The sequence below is a fragment of the Paenibacillus sp. FSL P4-0184 genome, assembly GCF_038004625.1.
In the GTDB taxonomy this organism is placed as follows: domain Bacteria; phylum Bacillota; class Bacilli; order Paenibacillales; family Paenibacillaceae; genus Paenibacillus_AQ.
Map to the genome: position 1 here is coordinate 3650728 of NZ_JBBORN010000001.1, position 17653 is coordinate 3668380.

Annotated in this window: 13 protein-coding genes; 9 read left to right on the top strand and 4 right to left on the bottom strand. The window is 44.2% G+C overall.

The window, feature by feature from the left end:
- Together mtaB and MKY52_RS15935 are read left to right on the top strand one after the other, a co-directional pair.
- On the top strand, nt 1-1344 hold the full coding sequence (gene mtaB / locus MKY52_RS15930; protein WP_339243213.1) for a tRNA (N(6)-L-threonylcarbamoyladenosine(37)-C(2))-methylthiotransferase MtaB: 1344 nt from the start codon (nt 1-3) through the stop codon (nt 1342-1344).
- A 196-nt stretch (nt 1345-1540) separates the two neighbouring features.
- The gene (locus MKY52_RS15935) at nt 1541-1861 is read left to right on the top strand and encodes a hypothetical protein (protein ID WP_341052241.1); all 321 of its coding nucleotides are present in this window, start codon (nt 1541-1543) and stop codon (nt 1859-1861) included.
- Between the two features lie 244 nt (nt 1862-2105).
- Here the strand turns inward: MKY52_RS15935 and MKY52_RS15940 are convergent, their stop codons facing one another.
- Together MKY52_RS15940 and MKY52_RS15945 are read right to left on the bottom strand one after the other, a co-directional pair.
- The gene (locus MKY52_RS15940) at nt 2106-2432 is read right to left on the bottom strand and encodes an AzlD domain-containing protein (RefSeq protein ID WP_341052243.1); all 327 of its coding nucleotides are present in this window, start codon (nt 2430-2432) and stop codon (nt 2106-2108) included.
- Nucleotides 2423-3157: an AzlC family ABC transporter permease gene (locus MKY52_RS15945; RefSeq protein ID WP_341052244.1), complete on the bottom strand. Its 735-nt coding sequence runs from the start codon at nt 3155-3157 to the stop codon at nt 2423-2425. Before MKY52_RS15945 ends, MKY52_RS15940 begins: the two co-directional genes overlap by 10 nt.
- 211 nt (nt 3158-3368) lie before the next feature.
- On the opposite strand from MKY52_RS15945, the gene MKY52_RS15950 reads away from it, so the two are divergent.
- From MKY52_RS15950 to MKY52_RS15965, 4 genes are all read left to right on the top strand, one after another.
- The gene (locus MKY52_RS15950; RefSeq protein ID WP_341052246.1) at nt 3369-5597 is read left to right on the top strand and encodes an Ig-like domain-containing protein; all 2229 of its coding nucleotides are present in this window, start codon (nt 3369-3371) and stop codon (nt 5595-5597) included.
- 158 nt (nt 5598-5755) lie between these two features.
- Nucleotides 5756-6316 (top strand): ECF-type riboflavin transporter substrate-binding protein, encoded by a 561-nt coding sequence (locus tag MKY52_RS15955; RefSeq protein ID WP_341052248.1) that lies wholly within the window; start codon nt 5756-5758, stop codon nt 6314-6316.
- 110 nt (nt 6317-6426) lie between these two features.
- Entirely contained in the window at nt 6427-8133 is a 1707-nt protein-coding gene (locus MKY52_RS15960; protein WP_341052250.1) for an ABC transporter ATP-binding protein, read from the top strand.
- On the top strand, nt 8130-8960 hold the full coding sequence (locus MKY52_RS15965; RefSeq protein ID WP_341052251.1) for an energy-coupling factor transporter transmembrane component T family protein: 831 nt from the start codon (nt 8130-8132) through the stop codon (nt 8958-8960). Before MKY52_RS15960 ends, MKY52_RS15965 begins: the two co-directional genes overlap by 4 nt.
- A gap of 52 nt (nt 8961-9012) precedes the next feature.
- On the opposite strand, the gene MKY52_RS15970 is transcribed toward MKY52_RS15965, so the two are convergent.
- Entirely contained in the window at nt 9013-9999 is a 987-nt protein-coding gene (locus MKY52_RS15970) for a Na/Pi cotransporter family protein (RefSeq protein WP_341052252.1), read from the bottom strand.
- 99 nt (nt 10000-10098) lie between these two features.
- Here MKY52_RS15970 and MKY52_RS15975 point away from each other — a divergent pair, with 99 nt between their 5' ends.
- Nucleotides 10099-11523, top strand: coding sequence for a class I SAM-dependent rRNA methyltransferase (locus MKY52_RS15975; RefSeq protein WP_341052255.1), 1425 nt, complete (start codon nt 10099-10101; stop codon nt 11521-11523).
- Nucleotides 11524-11919: 396 nt separating this feature from the next.
- On the opposite strand, the gene MKY52_RS15980 is transcribed toward MKY52_RS15975, so the two are convergent.
- Nucleotides 11920-12594, bottom strand: coding sequence for a DUF4097 family beta strand repeat-containing protein (locus MKY52_RS15980; RefSeq protein ID WP_341052257.1), 675 nt, complete (start codon nt 12592-12594; stop codon nt 11920-11922).
- A gap of 246 nt (nt 12595-12840) precedes the next feature.
- Between MKY52_RS15980 and MKY52_RS15985 the strand changes: the two genes are divergently transcribed.
- Nucleotides 12841-13635 (top strand): MerR family transcriptional regulator, encoded by a 795-nt coding sequence (locus MKY52_RS15985; RefSeq protein WP_341052258.1) that lies wholly within the window; start codon nt 12841-12843, stop codon nt 13633-13635.
- Between the two features lie 504 nt (nt 13636-14139).
- Entirely contained in the window at nt 14140-17652 is a 3513-nt protein-coding gene (gene addB / locus MKY52_RS15990) for a helicase-exonuclease AddAB subunit AddB (protein ID WP_341052259.1), read from the top strand.
- Nucleotide 17653: the final 1 nt, after the last annotated feature.

The window sequence follows — 17653 nt, forward strand, 5'->3', positions numbered from 1 at the left end:
ATGCCATCCGTAGCGTTTTATACTTTAGGTTGTAAAGTGAATTTCTATGATACCGAAGCCATTTGGCAGCTATTTAAAAATGAAGGTTACGAGCAGGTTGATTTCGAGGGTCCCGCCGATGTATATCTGATTAATACTTGTACAGTAACTAACACAGGTGACAAAAAAAGCCGTCAAATGATCCGACGTGCCGTGCGCCGTAATCCAGAGGCCATCGTAGCCGTAACAGGCTGCTACGCACAAACCTCTCCTGGGGAGATTCTAGATATTCCTGGAGTTGACCTTGTCATCGGTAACCAGGACCGCGATCAGATCATGACACATGTGAAGAATATTGAAGCCTCACGTCAGCCGGTCAATGCTGTGCGTAATATTATGAAGACACGCGAGTTCGAAGAGATGGATGTGCCAGGCTTTGCGGATCGGACGCGTGCTTTTATGAAGATTCAGGATGGTTGTAACAACTTCTGCACCTTCTGTATCATTCCATGGTCGCGTGGACTTTCTCGCAGCCGTGATCCAAAAAGCATCGTAGCTCAAGCGCATCAATTGGTAGAAGCAGGGTATAAGGAGTTTGTACTAACGGGTATTCATACCGGAGGTTACGGTGATGATCTTGATAATTACCGTCTTTCCGATTTACTGTGGGATCTAGATAAGGTAGATGGTCTGGAACGGGTGCGTATCAGTTCTATTGAAGCTAGTCAGATTGATGAGAAGCTGCTTGAGGTGCTGAACCGCTCCTCCAAAATGTGCCGTCATCTGCATATTCCGTTACAAGCCGGTCATAATGATGTGCTGAAAGCGATGCGCCGTAAATATACGACAGAAGAGTATTACGCCAAAATGCAATTGATCCGCCAGGCGATGCCAGATGTCGGGATTACTACGGATGTTATCGTTGGATTCCCGGGTGAGACCGATGAGATGTTCCGTGCCGGATACGATTTCATGAAGGCTGTAAATTACTCGGAGATGCATGTGTTCCCGTATTCCAAGCGGACAGGTACTCCTGCAGCGCGGATGGAGAATCAGATCGATGAGGAGATCAAAAATGTACGCGTGCAGGAGCTGATTGATCTATCCGAAGAAATGCAATTAGCATATGCCCGTAAGTTTGTAGGACAGACGCTTAGTGTGATTCCGGAAAGATCCGCTAAAGGAGCTCCGGGCCGTAATATCCAGCATGGATTCAGCGACAACTATTTGCAGGTCTTCTTTGATGGAGAGGATTCACTTCAAGGAGAACTTTGTGAGGTGAAGATCACCGAAGCTGGTGTGAACGAATGCCGAGGCGAATTGGTCGGGGTTAGTCAGAGCGGTCTTAAGCTGGCTGTTCGTTAAGGAATAGATGTTAGTTAAAAGACAGCAAAGGAGCAATTCTCCCGTTAATGGAGAATTGCTCCTTTGTGTGTTTGGCGTTAGCTGAGAAATGCAACCGCATAGCAGAGAAATAGCTGCCGGATGGCTGAGACGTGGCTGCTACATGGGAGAGGCATAGCTCTCTCCTAATCTTGCGGTTTTCTATGGAGATACCAGCATGCTTTTTAGCCATTTGAGCATACTTTCGGACTCCAGGGACAATATTCTTGGAAAAGTGGTACATATATTAGCAGTGATTTTGCAAAGAAGCCCAAAACTGCGCCCGTATCGCCCGGAAGGCGTGAAAAGTGAAAAAGAGGGGGATAAATCCCCCAGATATCGCCCGGAAGGCGAGAAAAGTGAAAAAGAGGGGTATAAATCCCCCAGATATCGTCCGAAAGGTGTGAAAGGTGAAAAAGAGGGGTATAAATCCCCCAGATATCGCCCGGAAGGTGTGAAAGGTGAAAAAGAGGGGTATAAATCCCCCAGATATCGCTGAGAAGGTGGTGCGGAGCGTCTGAAAGAGAAGCTCTCGCTTACAATCACTATAAATGATTGGTACTATGTCATCTTTTTAACTCTTTTATGGACGAAACTGGCATGATGAATCCTGATCGTTACGCAGAAATAATGCAGCTATTCCTGAAAACGAATTCTTACGAGTAGCGCCAAGAAGTGGTCAGATAAGAGACGGGGGGACCAGCAGCCACAGTAACTCATTGCTTTTGGGGTCCCCTGCATGATCAAAAAAACATCCGCAGGATCATAAGGGAAATAATACCCGTAAGTACAGTTCCTAGCAAACTCCGGGTCTTTATAGCGATCCAAAAAGTAGGGATTGCCGCAAAAAGCTCAACGTTATTAGCTATAGGTGAGAATTTTCCATCATTTAAGAGGATCTCCTGACCTATTAGTGCCGCCATAACAGAGATAGGAACATAATTTAACCAGCGCATTCCCCATTCAGGCAATTCGAATCGGCTTAGAATCATTAATGGAACCACCCTTGGAATGAAGGTTACCAAAGCCGCCCCTAGAATAATCAAAAATACATCCCATCTCACTTCCATTTTTCAAGCACCATCCCTACTGTTGATGCAATGACCGTTGCAATAATGACACCTACACTACCGGAGAATACGAAGGAGCTAGCTACAGCGATAATTACTGCTAGGATTGCGACAACTAAATCAAGTTTTATTTTATTACGATCAATCATGGAAATAACAAGGATGCCAATGAACATGGCAGGTAAAGCAAACTGTAGACCGAATTGATCTGGATCAGAAATCCACTGTGCCAAAAAAGCTCCTGCTATATTCGCAATAAACCAATTTAAATAGGCAGTGAGATTAAGGCCATGCATCCATTTTTCACTGATTTGTTGCTTATTCACTGTTTGATTAATAGCAACTCCAAAGGTCTCATCTGTCAGCAGGGTTCCAACCAGCATGTTTCTCAGTGGGGTAAGATGCCGGAAATAAGGTGAAAGAGCTGCACTAAGCAAAATATGACGAAGATTCACGATAAATATCGTAACGATAATAGCAACAGGCGAGCTGCTAACAGCTATCATTCCAGCAGCTATAAACTGTGCTGAACCGGCATAAAGCATCAGACTTATCAAGGCAATCTCAGCAATGCTAAGCCCGGCGGTCTTTTGAACAACACCTGCTGCAAGTCCAATGCTCAAATAACCGAGTAGTGTGGGAATGCAATCTTTTACCCCTTTAAGGAAGCTATACTCCTCTCTTGGAGTAGGGATTGTCTCTAGTTGAAAGTTCTCTATACTCATCGTAGCCCCCTTGGTTCAAAAAAAGAATGTAGTAGCTAGCATATTACTTCCTAATATATTGATCAACCCTTCACCTGATTATCTAGTCTGAAAGTCCTGAATTTGGCTTTATGGAGTTATAGGGTAAACACTTGGTGTACAATTGTCGATATAAGTAAAAGAGTGTGGGGATAAACCACCAAACGACATTATAACCTAAGGGAGAGAACAAATGACTGTGTACAGGAAAATGACGAAAATGCTCCTCATCATGATATTGTTAGCTACTGCGGTTTTTCCGGTAAGTGTCTTTGCAGCTGCCGGCGATATCAACTCGATTGAGTTTGAAAGCTCAGCCAAAGTGCAGCTTACGGTTGGACAAACGCCAAAGCAACTGAAGGTATATGCGAATGTGGAAGGGTCCTCCTCCAAAAGAGATGTGACTGGTGCAGTGGTATGGAATTCTTCTAACACTAACGCTGTAAAAGTAGTAAATGGCTTATTGACTCCGATAGATAGCGGAAAGGCTATTATTACAGCTACTTATAATCATGCACTCGCTACTATAGAAGTAGAGGTATCACATCCGATCAAAGAATTAAAGCTCGAATATAGCTCCGAAGGGAACTACAAATTGGGTGACGAAGAGGATAAACTGTTGGTCAAAGCCAATGCGATTGGTGGCGAAACAGCAACTTCTGCCAAGGATGTAACGGCTGATACCACTTGGAGCAGCTCCAATACAAGCGTATTGACGATTGCAGAAGGTAAGATCACACTGGCAGGTGAAGGTACTTCAACCATTACTGCCAAATACAAGGATCTAACAGCAACCTTTAAAGCAGTAGTCAAATTGCCTTACTCTGGAATTGAACTTAAAAATGATAAGGGCATCGTAATTAAGGAAATTGAAATGCTCGTTGGCGATAATCCGGTAAAAATCGCTGCGTTTACCAAAGAGACTACAAAATCGACCGCAAATGATATTTCCACGAAAGCGGAATGGTCTTCTTCCAATACCAGTGTTGCTACGGTAGACAAGGGAGAAATCAAAGTATTAGCCGCGGGAAAAGCTGTAATTACAGTAACTTATTTAGGAATTACACAAACTTTGGATGTATATGTACGTGCTCCTTATGAGGCGTTATTGCTAACTCCATCAGGCGATCAATTCTTGTTTATGGGTGAGAGCTTGAACGTCAAAGCAGAAGTTCGAGATGCTGCGAATTCCACTCCGAATGTATCCAGTAGTGCAGTATGGAGTTCGGACAACCAACTCGCGGCGACGGTTACTGCGGGTACTGATGCTGCAGCGATCACCGCAAAAGCAGTGGGAACATCGGTTATTAAAGCAGAGTACAGAGGGATTAGTAAAAGCTTTAAGTTGACGGTATATCCTACGATTACTGAGTTGGAAGCTGATAAAAAGGAACTGGACATGTACACAGAGGATTCCGTTAGTTTGCCAAAGGTCAACGGAACCAAGCTAGATGGAACGAAGCTGGATCTCAGTCAAGAAATCGAGTGGACTTCTGCCAACGATGAGATCGCCACCATCAAAGATGGCAAGCTCGTTGCTGAAAAGGCTGGTACTGTTAATATTGTCGGCAAAATAAAATCAGAGAATCCTACCTCCTCCAAAGCGGCTATCCGGGAAAAAAGTGTTGTAGTGAGTGTTACAGTTAAAGATAAGGTTCATATTTTGCTCGGACCAGAGGAAAACGTTGTGATTGTTACTGGTGAAGAGAAGGCTGTTCCTGAAATCAAAGCTGTGATGGAAAATGGGAATGAACTCGATGCTACAGGTACTATGGAATGGGAGATTACCGGTACGAATGCAATTATCAAGACAACCTCTTCCGGCAAGGTAATCAAAGGACTGGTGAAGGGTTCTGCCACTTTAAAGGGAACCTACGCTAATAAGACTATTAGTATCCCAGTTACTATTGAACAAAAGGTTACTAAAATTGTTGTAGAACCGAATGCGATTGAATTGAATATTAAAGGTTCTAAATCCATAAAGGTAACGGCTTACTACTCTAATGGTAAGACGGGGAATATCTCCAGCAGTATGAATTGGGAGTCCTCGAATGAAGCAGTTGCCACGGTTAAAAGTACATCTGTTAAAGCCATAACAGAAGGAACTGCGACGTTATCAGGTTCTTATCAAGGGCTCGCTGCTAGTGTCAAAATTAATGTAGTTCCTAAGCTATTGAAGTTGACTGTCAACGAAAATAGACTGAAGATGGCTCCGGGAGCTGTTCAGAATGCGGTTGTGATTGCGCAGTATGATACGGGGAAGACCGCTATTGTTACTGGAAGTGCGGCGTGGACTAGCTCTAAGCCTTCTGTAGCTAGAGTATCTGCTAGCGGCCAGATTGTAGCTGTGAGCAAAGGAACGGCATCCATTAAAGGAAAGATTGGCACCAAGACAGTGACGGTAACCGTTACTGTGAAATAGATAAAGCAAATCATATAATAACTCTATAAGTGGTCTGGGTCTGCAAAGCCAACATTAATGTTGCTTTGCAGATTTTTTTATTTTAATCTATATTAATTCCGACTATTCCGATGTATAATTACATAAAATAAAAAAGAAGCGTAGGGGGAGATGAAAATATGGCAAAACAAAAGGTGTTATCGATTAAGACGATTGTTGCGATTGGTATCGGTTCTGCTTTATTCGTTATTTTGGGCAGGTTCGGTTCGATTCCATCCGGAATTCCAAACACTAACATTGAGACTACATACGCTTTACTGGCATTGTTCGCACTGTTGTACGGTCCGTTTGCCGGATTACTCATTGGTCTGATCGGACATACACTGAAGGATGCGATTTTTTATGGTTCCCCTTGGTTCAGTTGGGTGATCGCTTCTGGAATTGTTGGGCTCGTTGTTGGTCTGCTTGTGGCTAGAATTGGGATTCATGACGGGGAGTTCGGACGAAAGGAACTGATTCGTTTTAATCTGGCCCAGATTGTAGCAAACGCAATCGCCTGGTTCTTAGTAGCACCTGTACTGGATATTCTAATCTATGCGGAACCAGCGAATAAAGTATTCTCACAAGGACTTATCGCCGGAGCATCCAATATAGTCACTGTAGCAGTGATTGGCTCACTACTCGCAATTGCATATGCAAAGACAAGAACGAAGCAAGGCAGCTTGACCAGAGAAGCCTGAGTAGCATATAATCCAAACCAAAAGCCGGTGGAGATCACCGGCTTTTTTATGGCTGTAAAACATATAATGGAAGTGAAATTCTTCAAACGAAGCTAAGAGGAAGGTCAAGGATGAAAAAAGCAGTGATTGAATTTAAGGATTTTAGTTTTCAATATCGAGCACAGCAGGAGCCTACACTCACAGATATCAACTTAACGATTGCCGAAGGGGAGAAGGTACTTATTGTGGGACCCTCTGGTTCTGGAAAAAGTACACTGGCTCATTGTATAAACGGACTCATCCCTTTTGCCTATAAAGGTGAAATGTCAGGGTCATTGCGAATTATGGGTCTGGAGCAGAAAGAACTTAGTATTGCGGCATTGTCGGATCAGGTCGGGACTGTACTACAAGACCCGGATGGACAATTTGTTGGATTAACGGTTGGTGAGGATATCGCCTTCAGTCTGGAGAATCACGCGGTTCAACAGGCCGAAATGATAGAAAAGGTAGTGGCTGCGGCAACAGCCGTGGATATCCACGAATATTTGGGAGCGTCACCTCAGGAATTGTCAGGTGGTCAGAAGCAGAAAACAACCTTAGCTGGTGTTCTGGTTGGTAATGTGGACATCCTGTTGTTTGATGAGCCTTTGGCAAACTTAGATCCATATACCGGCACAAAAGCGATTGAGCTTATTGACCGAGTGCAAAAAGAGACCGGTAAAACGGTTATTATTATCGAGCACAGACTCGAGGAAGTACTTCACCGTGCGGTGGACCGCATTATTGTGATCCATGACGGACGCATTGCGGCGGATATGCCAGCCGCTGAGCTATTAAGCACTCGCTTACTTTCAGAAGTAGGTATTCGGGAACCTCTCTATTTAACGGCTTTAAAGTATGCAGGATGTACGATTGCATCAGATATGAATCCACAGCATATAGATGAAATTCGGCTGGACTCTTGCTCCAGCAAGCTTGAGTACTGGTATGATAATAATAATTCGCAGCAGGATAAACGTGAGAGTCTACCTATCCTTGAGTTACATGATGTTTCATTCGGTTATGAGAAGAGCAGACCAGTACTTCATAAACTTAACCTTCTTATTCATAAAGGAGAGATGGTCTGTATAGCTGGGAGAAATGGTGCTGGGAAATCCACGGTATCTAAGCTTATCTGTGGCTTTTATAAGCCCACTTCCGGTTCGATATTGATGAACGGAAGGGATATTGCCAAGGATACGATTAAGGAGCGGGCAGAGCGGATCGGTTTCGTGATGCAGAATCCTAATCATATGATTTCTAAGACGCTTTTATATGATGAGGTTGCGCTAGGCCTTAAATTACGAGGGGTGTCCGAGGAGATTATTCGTGAGCGAGTGCATCATGTTTTGAAAATATGCGGTCTATACGCTTTTCGTAGCTGGCCTATCTCTGCGCTCAGCTACGGACAGAAGAAACGTGTGACTATTGCTTCTATTATGATCCTGGAGCCGGAAGTGATCATATTAGATGAGCCGACTGCAGCACAGGATTATAGGCACTACAACGAAATGATGGAATTTCTTTTGACGCTTCGGGAACAGGGAATGACGGTCATTATGATTACGCATGATATGCATCTTATGCTGGAGTATGCCGATAGAGCTGTAGTGTTGTCTGATGGTGTTAAGCTTGCTGATGATAGCCCTGAGCGAGTATTAACCAATATAGAAGTAGTGAAGAATGCTAATTTGAAAGAGACCTCACTATTTACATTGGCAATGAAGGTCCAATTGGATCAGCCAGAAGAGTTCGTAAGAAGATTTATTGCATACGACAGGAGGAGCCGGGGCGGATGAAGGCCACAATGTTAACTTTTACGAAGCAAGATTCACCTATTCACCGTCTTACAGGCGCTACTAAGCTGATTTTATTTATAGTCTGGTCTGTGACAGGGATGATTACATATGATACAAGATGTTTAATAGTGATGCTATTTTTTAGTTTGATTGCCTTTAGAGTCTCTAAAGTTCAATTTCAGGATTATGCTTTCGTACTATATTTTATCCTGATCTTCTTTGTGCTTAATCATATAGCTATCTTTATTTTTTCTCCTTTGGAAGGTGTAAAGGTTTACGGTTCACGTCATGATATTGTTCATCTTGTAGGTCGGTATACCGTTACATATGAGCAGCTATTCTATCAATTAAATATTGCCCTTAAGTATGCAGTAGTCATTCCTATGGCACTGTTGTTCCTTCTAACGACAAATCCTAGTGAATTCGCAGCATCTTTAAACCGGATTGGCGTGAATTATAAAATTGCATATTCTGTATCGCTTGCGCTGCGGTACATTCCGGATATCCAAAGAGATTATGAGAATATATCGTTCTCTGCTCAGGCACGGGGAATAGACATTTCTCGAAAAGAAAAGCTGCCTAAGCGGCTTAAAAATATCATTTCGATTCTAATGCCCTTGATTCTGACTAGCATTGAGCGAATTGAGAATATTAGTACGGCTATGGAGTTACGTGGCTTCGGAACTAATAGAAAACGGACTTGGTACAGCAGTCGTCCGTTCTCAAGAAATGACTATATTGCTTTAATCTTATTCGCTCTGATCGCAATATCTTCGACGGTAATCACTTTTTACGATGGATCGCGGTTTTATAATATTTTCGATTGAAGTATAATAGTACAGTTGTGGAAAGTTTGGGATCAGGCGTTACAGTATATTGTTACGATTGAAGACGTTTCTCCAGTCTTGACCATACAGGCAGGTAACATAATGGCAGTGCGATTAGCGAGCATACTACATTAAAAATAGTCTGTGCATGGGCAATTTGTGAGGCGGCTCCTCCGCCAATCCATGCAGCAGTTGCTTGTAGGGGACCGATTAGAGGTAGAAACAGTAGCGCACCGCCTACATTGAGCGCAACATGCGACCAAGCGACGAAGACGCCGGAAGATGAGCCGCCGATGGAAGCAATGACTGCCGTGACGCAGGTACCGACATTAGCACCCAGCACGATGGCTATGCCGAGCTCTGGCGGCATGGCACCCGAGGCGGCAATACCCATGGCCATGGCTATAACTGCTGCGCTGCTATGTAACAGGGCAGTTAAGCAGGCACCTGCGGCGAGTCCCCATAGGGCACTTGTGGCGGCATGATTCAGGAACCAGAGGAATAGGCCACTCTCTTGAAGAGTTCCGCCGATGGATTGCATGACTGCGATTCCCCATAAGACTAGGGCGAATCCTGATACAGCCAGGCTGATGAATTGCAGCGGCTCTGATATTTTCCGGCACAGTGCTACCGCCCGTGACGTATGTGGTAACTCGCCTGCTATAACCGCAGCTGCCCACAGACTCAGCGAGGTAGCCAGCAATGGGGAGGCCATGGAATTGATCTGAAGTCCGATCAGTTCTGTGGTCAAAGTAGTGCCGATGTTGCTACCTAAGATAATGCCTAGTGTACGAGCATAGGTGAGCAGGCCGGCATTCACCATACCGATCGTCAACACGGTTACAGCCGTGCTGCTCTGAAGCAGGGCCGACAGCAAGCTACTGGCAATCATTCCTTTGATTGGTGTAGAGGTAGCCTTATTAAGGCTTCTAGTCATCAGAGGGCCTGCGAGCTTGGACAAGGCTGTTTCCATTAGCTTCATGCCAGCCAGAAAGATAATAAGACCATATATGATAGGGAAAAGCAGTTCACGGAACATAGGGCATACTCCTTTGGACGAGGGTTGTACACCAATATATGAAAGTAACAAGTAGGACATGTATAAAATCATTTTTAGAAAAATAGGGAGTTGAAGTCATTGGCATCGGTTATTTTAGAACGCAATCGTAAAAAAAGACTGGAACAGGGCCATCCATGGGTCTACGCAGGTGAAGTTGCATCAGTAGAAGGAAACCCAGAGGCTGGGGGATTAGTTGATGTCCTTAACCATCAAGGTCGGTTTCTGGCTGTAGGATATTACAATCCAGCATCGCAGATTCGGGTGAGAATTGTATCACAGGGACCGTTGGCTATCATGGACACCGCTTTTTTCGCAGAACGGTTTACGAATTGTCTACAGCATAGAGAACGTTTCCTTCCTGGGGCAGATGCTTACCGTTTGGTTTATGGAGAGGCGGACTTTTTGCCAGGGCTTATTGTGGATCGATTCGGGGATATTCTGGTTGTGCAGCTCCTTACACTTGGAATGGACAAGCGCCGTGCAGAGATTGTTGAAGCACTTGTACAGATTATGGCACCGCGTGGTATTTATGAACGCAGTGATGTTAGCGTGCGCGAACTGGAAGGGATGGAGCAGACTACAGGTGTGCTGTACGGGGAATGCCCACGTCATGTTACCGTAAGTGAGAATGGCCTTAAGCTGGTAGTAGATATCGAAGAGGGCCAAAAGACAGGCTACTTCTTTGATCAGCGTGAGAATAGAGCATCCATTGCCCCACTCATGAAGGGCTGGGGTGGACGAAGTGGCATTACGCTGCAAGAAATCGAAGCAGAAGATGGCTCGTTACAAACTTTGCCGGTAAACAAGAGTGGTAAACACGTAACCTTCCCTTATTGGGATGGTGCTACAGTGCTGGAATGTTTCTCGCACACAGGCAGCTTCACTCTGCATGCTTGCAAGTATGGCGCGAAAAAAGTAACCTGCCTTGACGTTTCTGCTCATGCCATAGAGAGTGCCAAGGTCAATGTGGAGCTGAATGGCTTTAGTGATCGAGTGGAATTTGTAGTGGATGATGCTTTTGCTTACCTGCGCAATCAGGTAAAAGGTCTGGAGGAACGTTCGGAGCGGGCGACGATTGCAAGCGGAACGGAATCAACAGTAGCGTCTACAAATGCTAAATCCGGAGGCAAAACAACCAAAACGGATACCTCCAAGCCGATGACAGCAGGTGGAGGTAAAACTTGGGATGTAGTTATCCTAGACCCTCCAGCGTTTGCGAAAACTAAAAGTGCAGTAGCAGGTGCTTGCCGTGGTTACAAGGATATCAATCTACACGGCATGAAGCTGGTGAACGAAGGCGGATATTTGGTTACTGCAAGTTGTTCTTACCACATGCAGCCGGATCTATTCCTTGAGACGATTGCCGACGCAGCTAAAGATGCAGGTAAAGTATTGAGACTTGTGGAATGGCGTGCCGCAGGCAAAGACCATCCGCAGATTCTAGGCGTTAACGAAGGACACTATCTGAAGTTTGCGATTTTTGAAGTGCGGAGTAAGAAATAAGCTGGCTGTTCATATAGGTAATGGATTTTAATCCGTAAAAGGAGTCTTCGATTGAGGCCTCTATTTTACGGATTTTTTGCTATGTTCTAAGAAGAGTAGGATTCGGGATTAACAAGGTATGTCCGCTTAGTCCGAAAAGTTGCCAAAACAGCACGAAATTCATGAATGGCGACTCCTGAGTCCGAATGTAATCCAGAAAGTATAAGCCGCTGTAATGCGGCTTATACTTTATTTTGATGGAAGTCACGATCAAGCTTAATTTTGGGCCTCGGGTACATCACAAGATAATCGATTTACGGGTCGGATCAACAACTTTATCAAGGTGATTTTCCATTACAAGAGGGAAATTTTATCGGTTATTATCTGACTTCATACGATCCAATATTTAACTACTGGCTACTCAGAAAATTGTAAGGTAATATCGCCGTTATTTGTATAAGCAGATAATTTTTTCGAACCATTCTCTTTATTGGCAGGCAAATTGCTATCTCCTTTCTTTACCTTGCTTAAGATCGCGAAATCATCATATGACCCTGAAATTGAACCGCTAATATTTCCGTTTTTTGTTTCAAGGGTTATAGCCGTCCCTACATTCAATTTATCCAGTTGGATATTTCCGTTATTTATGTTTACTTCCACTGTCCCTAAAAACACGATTGTTGGTAATACAATACTTTCATTTGATGTTTTTAAAGTCAAATTTTTTAAAGTTGCATCAGGTATCGATACCTGAATAGTTCTGGTTACTTGCGAGCCTTTTCCTCCGATATAGTCGTTCCATTCCTTATTACTGTCACTTACCATTGACAGTTCTTTATCGTCAGATAGATCAATCTTGTAAAAATCTTTCTCACTTTCATAGTAAACAATATGAATTTGTTCATCTTTAGATTGGAGGATATTTATTTTTTTGTCCTTTACATCAATTGTTAAGCTATCAATCTTTTTGGCAGGTATGGTGTAATTTTTTTCCTCCATGGAAGTGGAGTCGGAGGAACATCCTGCTAATGATATCAATAGTGTCACCAATATGCCTATAGTAGTTATTAATTTTTTTGCAGTACTCTTCATTATAAAACGCTCCTTCGTTAAATCATTTTTCTTTTAAATATAGCCTGTCCTACGAATGCCAATCTTAAGCTGCTATGCAGACAAGTTCCGATATGCAACAAAGCATTAGAGTAATACATGATTTAGTTCTTCATGTTTGCCTTCCTCTCTGGTAATAAATTCATTTTGTATTTCGTTGTGTTTATCAGTTGCATATGTTTTAATCATCATAAACTTTTGTGTTACAAAAAGGTCAAGAGGGTAGATATGAACAACTATTTTACAATTAAGCAAGCAGCAGAGATCGTAGAGATGACCACTGAGACCTTGCGGCACTATGATCGTATTGGATTAGTCAAACCATGCTATAAAGATGAATTGTCGGGATATCGATACTATTCCGAGCAGGAGCTCGTAAAGCTGCAAACCATTGAACTGCTCAAAGCAATGGATCTTACTTTAATGGATATAAAAGATATTTTGCAGCAGAATGATCTCTCTAAAGTAATTGCATTTCTAAAACAAGCAGAAAAAAGAGCAGACGATAAAATTGCTCGTCTGCAGTATGCAAAATCGAAAATTAAACGTGCCTATCTACATTATGAAAATAAGTTCCATGACGGTTATAGTCAAAGTGAAAATTACTTTGTCAGACACATAGAGGAAAGGGTAATTATGCTTTCGAATAAAATGGAAAGCCCCACACTTAAGAATTTATGGGACTATCACAGACATTTCTATCAACAAATTGAAACGTCTCTGCATTCACAATTTCTGTTTGAAGATATGGCAGGAATGTTCACGACTGAAGGAATAACACGATTATTTGCTGTTTGCTTGAAATATCCGTCTTTAGAGGGGCTGACTGTGCTACCTGAAGGGGACTATCTGTGTGCAATCTGTACCGAAGAGAATAAGAATGCTGTATTACAAAATTTACTTGAAAGGGCAAAGACGAAATACGATGTGTGTCCAGATTTTGTTCTTCATAACATTATTGTGACTGGAATATTGCAGTGGGATTATCAGATACAACTGTTCATTAAGAAACGCTCATGTTAGTTTAAATACAAAGGAAAAGGTTTAGGAAAAGAAAAATATTTGATTGAAAGTCGCTAATTTAGCGGCTTTTTTTGATTAAGGAATCACGTTTCTTGCCCCTGACTGAGGACAAGGACGTTATACTTCGCCGATTAGATAAATATTTAACTATAGTTCAATGTTATCTATTAAGCTAACTGGCAGATTAACGCTATAAGCGAACCCGAATCTCGAACCCTAACTCTACGCTCCAAACAGAAAGCATCGAACGTTGCGCACCGGGTATTAACAAACTAGAAATACTAAACAGCAAGTCACCAAAATACGATAGTTGCTGTTTACTTCGTAGCTTTTTTATTGTAAATCATTAGAAAATACTAGCAAACGCATGTTCTGATTTGTGCAGCTATGTTATACTGAGGGGACGAGGAACGACTGAACTTTTTCATTTGGACATTATCAAACGGTGAGTATTTCACCTTGTTTCATATACATTTTCTCCGCTACGGAAGGAGTCTATCATTTATGTCGGTAACCTTTTTACTAGGCCGCTCTGGTAGTGGCAAGACAACAAAAATATGGGAGTCTATCTCATCTTCATTAGAGAAGGAGCCTCTTGGCGCGCCAATCATTATTCTTGTACCGGAACAAGGTTCCTTTGGAGCAGAACGGGGGCTTCTGACCGTAGGGAATGTGAAGGGGAGTATTCGGGCGCAGACACTGAGCTTTTCTCGGCTTGCCTATCGAGTGAAACAGGAAACTGGAGGCAGCGCTAGTCTGCCTATCAGTGAAGAAGGTAAAAAGATGTTGATTTACAAAATCATCAGTCGCCGTAAAGAGGAACTGAAATTATTCGGTGCCTCTGCCGATAGACCGGGTTTTGTCGAACGGTTGAATCAACTGCATACGGAGATGAAGCGTTGCTGCTTGGCTTCCTCTGATTTAGAGGAGCAGTTATCCGCAATGCGAGGCGCTATTGCAAGAAGTCCTATTCTTGAAGGCAAGCTGGATGATTTACAACTGGTATTCAGTGATTTAGAGAAGGAAATGTCACGCCTCTATATCGACGAAGAGGATCGTTTAGCGGAACTAGCTGAGCATATTCCTGATTCCTCTTACATTCGTGGGGCGGAGATTTGGGTTGATGGGTTCCACGGCTTTACCCCGCAGGAATTCGTAGTGCTTCGTGAATTGATGCAGCAAGCATCGAAGCTGACCGTGTCCCTTACACTTGATCGTTCGTATCCCTATGGAGATCAGTTGAATGAGCTTGAATTGTTTCATCCAACTGCAGTTACTTACATTAAACTACGTGGAATAGCTGAAGAGCTAGGCATTGATGTGTGGGACGAGCTTCTAGAGCCAGCGGTTCTTCCGCGTTTTGAAGAAAGTCCTGTTCTTGCTCATCTCGAAAGGGGATATGACCGCCGAAAGGTCTGGATGGGTGCAGATGAACTGGCAAATGAAGCGATATCTATAGGCGCAGCAGTTTCTCACAGAGCAGAGGTTGAGGGAGCACTGCGTGAAATGATCAGACTGGCGCGAGATGAAGGTGCAAAATATGGTGAAATGGCCGTATTGATGCGTAATATTGGAGATTACGAGCAACTGATTAAACCGTTGTTCCAAGATTACGGAGTACCTTTTTTTCTGGACCAGAAGGTAAATGAGCTGCACCATCCATTGGTAGAGTTTGTACGTTCCGCATTGGATGTGGTGCGTCGACGCTGGCGCTTCGAGGATGTATTCCGTTGTGTAAAGACTGAGCTTTTGCTACCGCTGGACGGTAGTATTACGCGTGAGGATATGGACGCCTTAGAGAATTATGTGCTGGCTTGTGGGATTCAAGGGTATCGCTGGACGGATGGCCGTTCATGGAAAGGGATTCCTAGCTTGTCGCTGGAAGGCGGCAGACAGATGGATGAAGAACTGCTTGCTACAATGGAGCGATGCCGTGCTAGTATAACGGGACCTCTATTTGCTTTTGAGAAACGGATACAGAAGAGTAGAAGCGGCCTTGAACTATGTACCGCAGTGTACAAGCTGCTTGATGAGACGGATGTTGCCCGAAAGCTGGAGAAACTTAGTGTCGGTGCTATGGAGAAGGGGCAACCCGAGAAGGCTAGAGAACATAGTCAGCTGTGGGGTGCAGTGCTTGATCTGCTAGATCAGATCGTCGAGATGATGGGCAACGAGAGACTTGAATTTGATGTGTTCACCGGAGTCCTAGAGACAGGACTTGCTGAGCTTAAGAAGGGACTTGTTCCTCCCGCGCTCGATCAAGTACTGGTTGGTAACATGGATCGGACTCGACCAACGGGAGTTAAATACGCTTTTTTGCTTGGATTTAATGAAGGTGTTGTGCCTGCGCAGTTTAAGGAAGATGGAATTCTCTCGGAAGGCGAACGCTCTGTGCTTGAGAACGCCGGTATGGAGCTTGCTCCTGGTGCTTCTCGTAAGCTGCTGGACGAGCGGTTTTTGATCTATAATGCGCTAACGACAGGAAGTCGAAAGCTCTGGATTAGCTACGCCACTGCTGATGATGAGGGCAAGGCGCTTCTTCCCTCTGAGGTAATCCGTCATTTGCATAGAATGTTCCCAAGGGTTCATGAGCACAGCTTGGCAGCACTTCCACCTGCAGGACTACCAGAAGAAGTCAGAGATTCCATTCACCTCGGTTACATTGGTCATCCAGAACAGAGTCTTCGTGCATTGATTATGCAGCTACGCCAGTGGCGCCAGGGGACGGAGATACCTGAATTATGGTGGGATGTGTATAACTGGTTCGCTGCTGATGATATTCGTAGTCTCGAATTGAAACGTCTGCTCAGTTCATTGTTCTACCGTAACGTGGGAACTAAGCTAAAACGTGGAACAAGCCTTAGATTGTACGGTGGATCGACACTGCGAGGCAGTGTGTCCCGGATGGAGAAGTTTGTTGCTTGTTCCTTCTCCCATTTTGCATCTTACGGACTTAGACTGAAGGAACGCCAGCTATATAAGCTGCAAGCACCTGATATTGGACAACTGTTCCATGCTGCGTTAAGTGACATGGCGGTAAGACTGAAAGAAGAGGGCCGCGGCTGGGGAAGCTTGTCTCCAGAGGAATGTCGGCGTGAGGCAAGTGAGACGGTAGAACGTTTATCGCCGATGCTGCAGGGTGAAATTCTGATGAGCTCTAAACGTTACGGATACATCTCACGCAAGCTGAAAAATATTGTTGGACGTGCTTCTGTAATTCTGGGCGAGCATGCCCGCCGAGGCAGCTTTGAGCCGGTAGGGCTGGAGCTGGATTTTGGACCGGATAAGGAGTTGCCTCCTTTAAGAATTACGCTGCCGAATGGCTGTGTGATGGAGGTTGTTGGACGGATTGACCGTGTAGACATGGCCCGAGGAGAGAATGGAATTCTTCTGCGGGTGATTGACTATAAATCGAGTCAAAAAGACCTCAAGCTGCACGAGGTGTACTATGGATTATCGCTACAGATGCTGACCTATCTGGATGTGCTGCTTACGTACTCGGAGCAATGGCTCGGGCAACCGGCGCTTCCAGCAGGGACACTGTATTTCCACGTACATGACCCACTGTTAACCTCATCTAACGGGATGAACAAGGAACAGGCAGAACAAGAATTGCTGAAACGCTTCAAGATGAAAGGACTGCTTACAGCAGACCGCGAGGTAGTATCCCTGATGGATACGACTTTAGACAAAGGGTATTCTTCTATCGTGCCTGTAGCAGTAAAAGCTGATGGCAGTTTTTATAGTAGTGCTTCTGTAGCTACACCAGAGCAATGGGGACACTTATTATCATCCGTTCGGGGAACGATCTCGGATATCGGGACACGCATTACGGAAGGTGATGTGGCGATTGAGCCATACCGGATTGGGCAAGAGACAGCCTGCACATTCTGTTCCTTTAGACCCGTCTGCCAGTTCGATGAAGCCGTGGAAGGCAATGGCTACAACAATCTGGGTAAGCCAGGGAAGGACGTTATTTGGGATCTGCTGTCCCGCAAAGGAGGAACTACACCGTGAG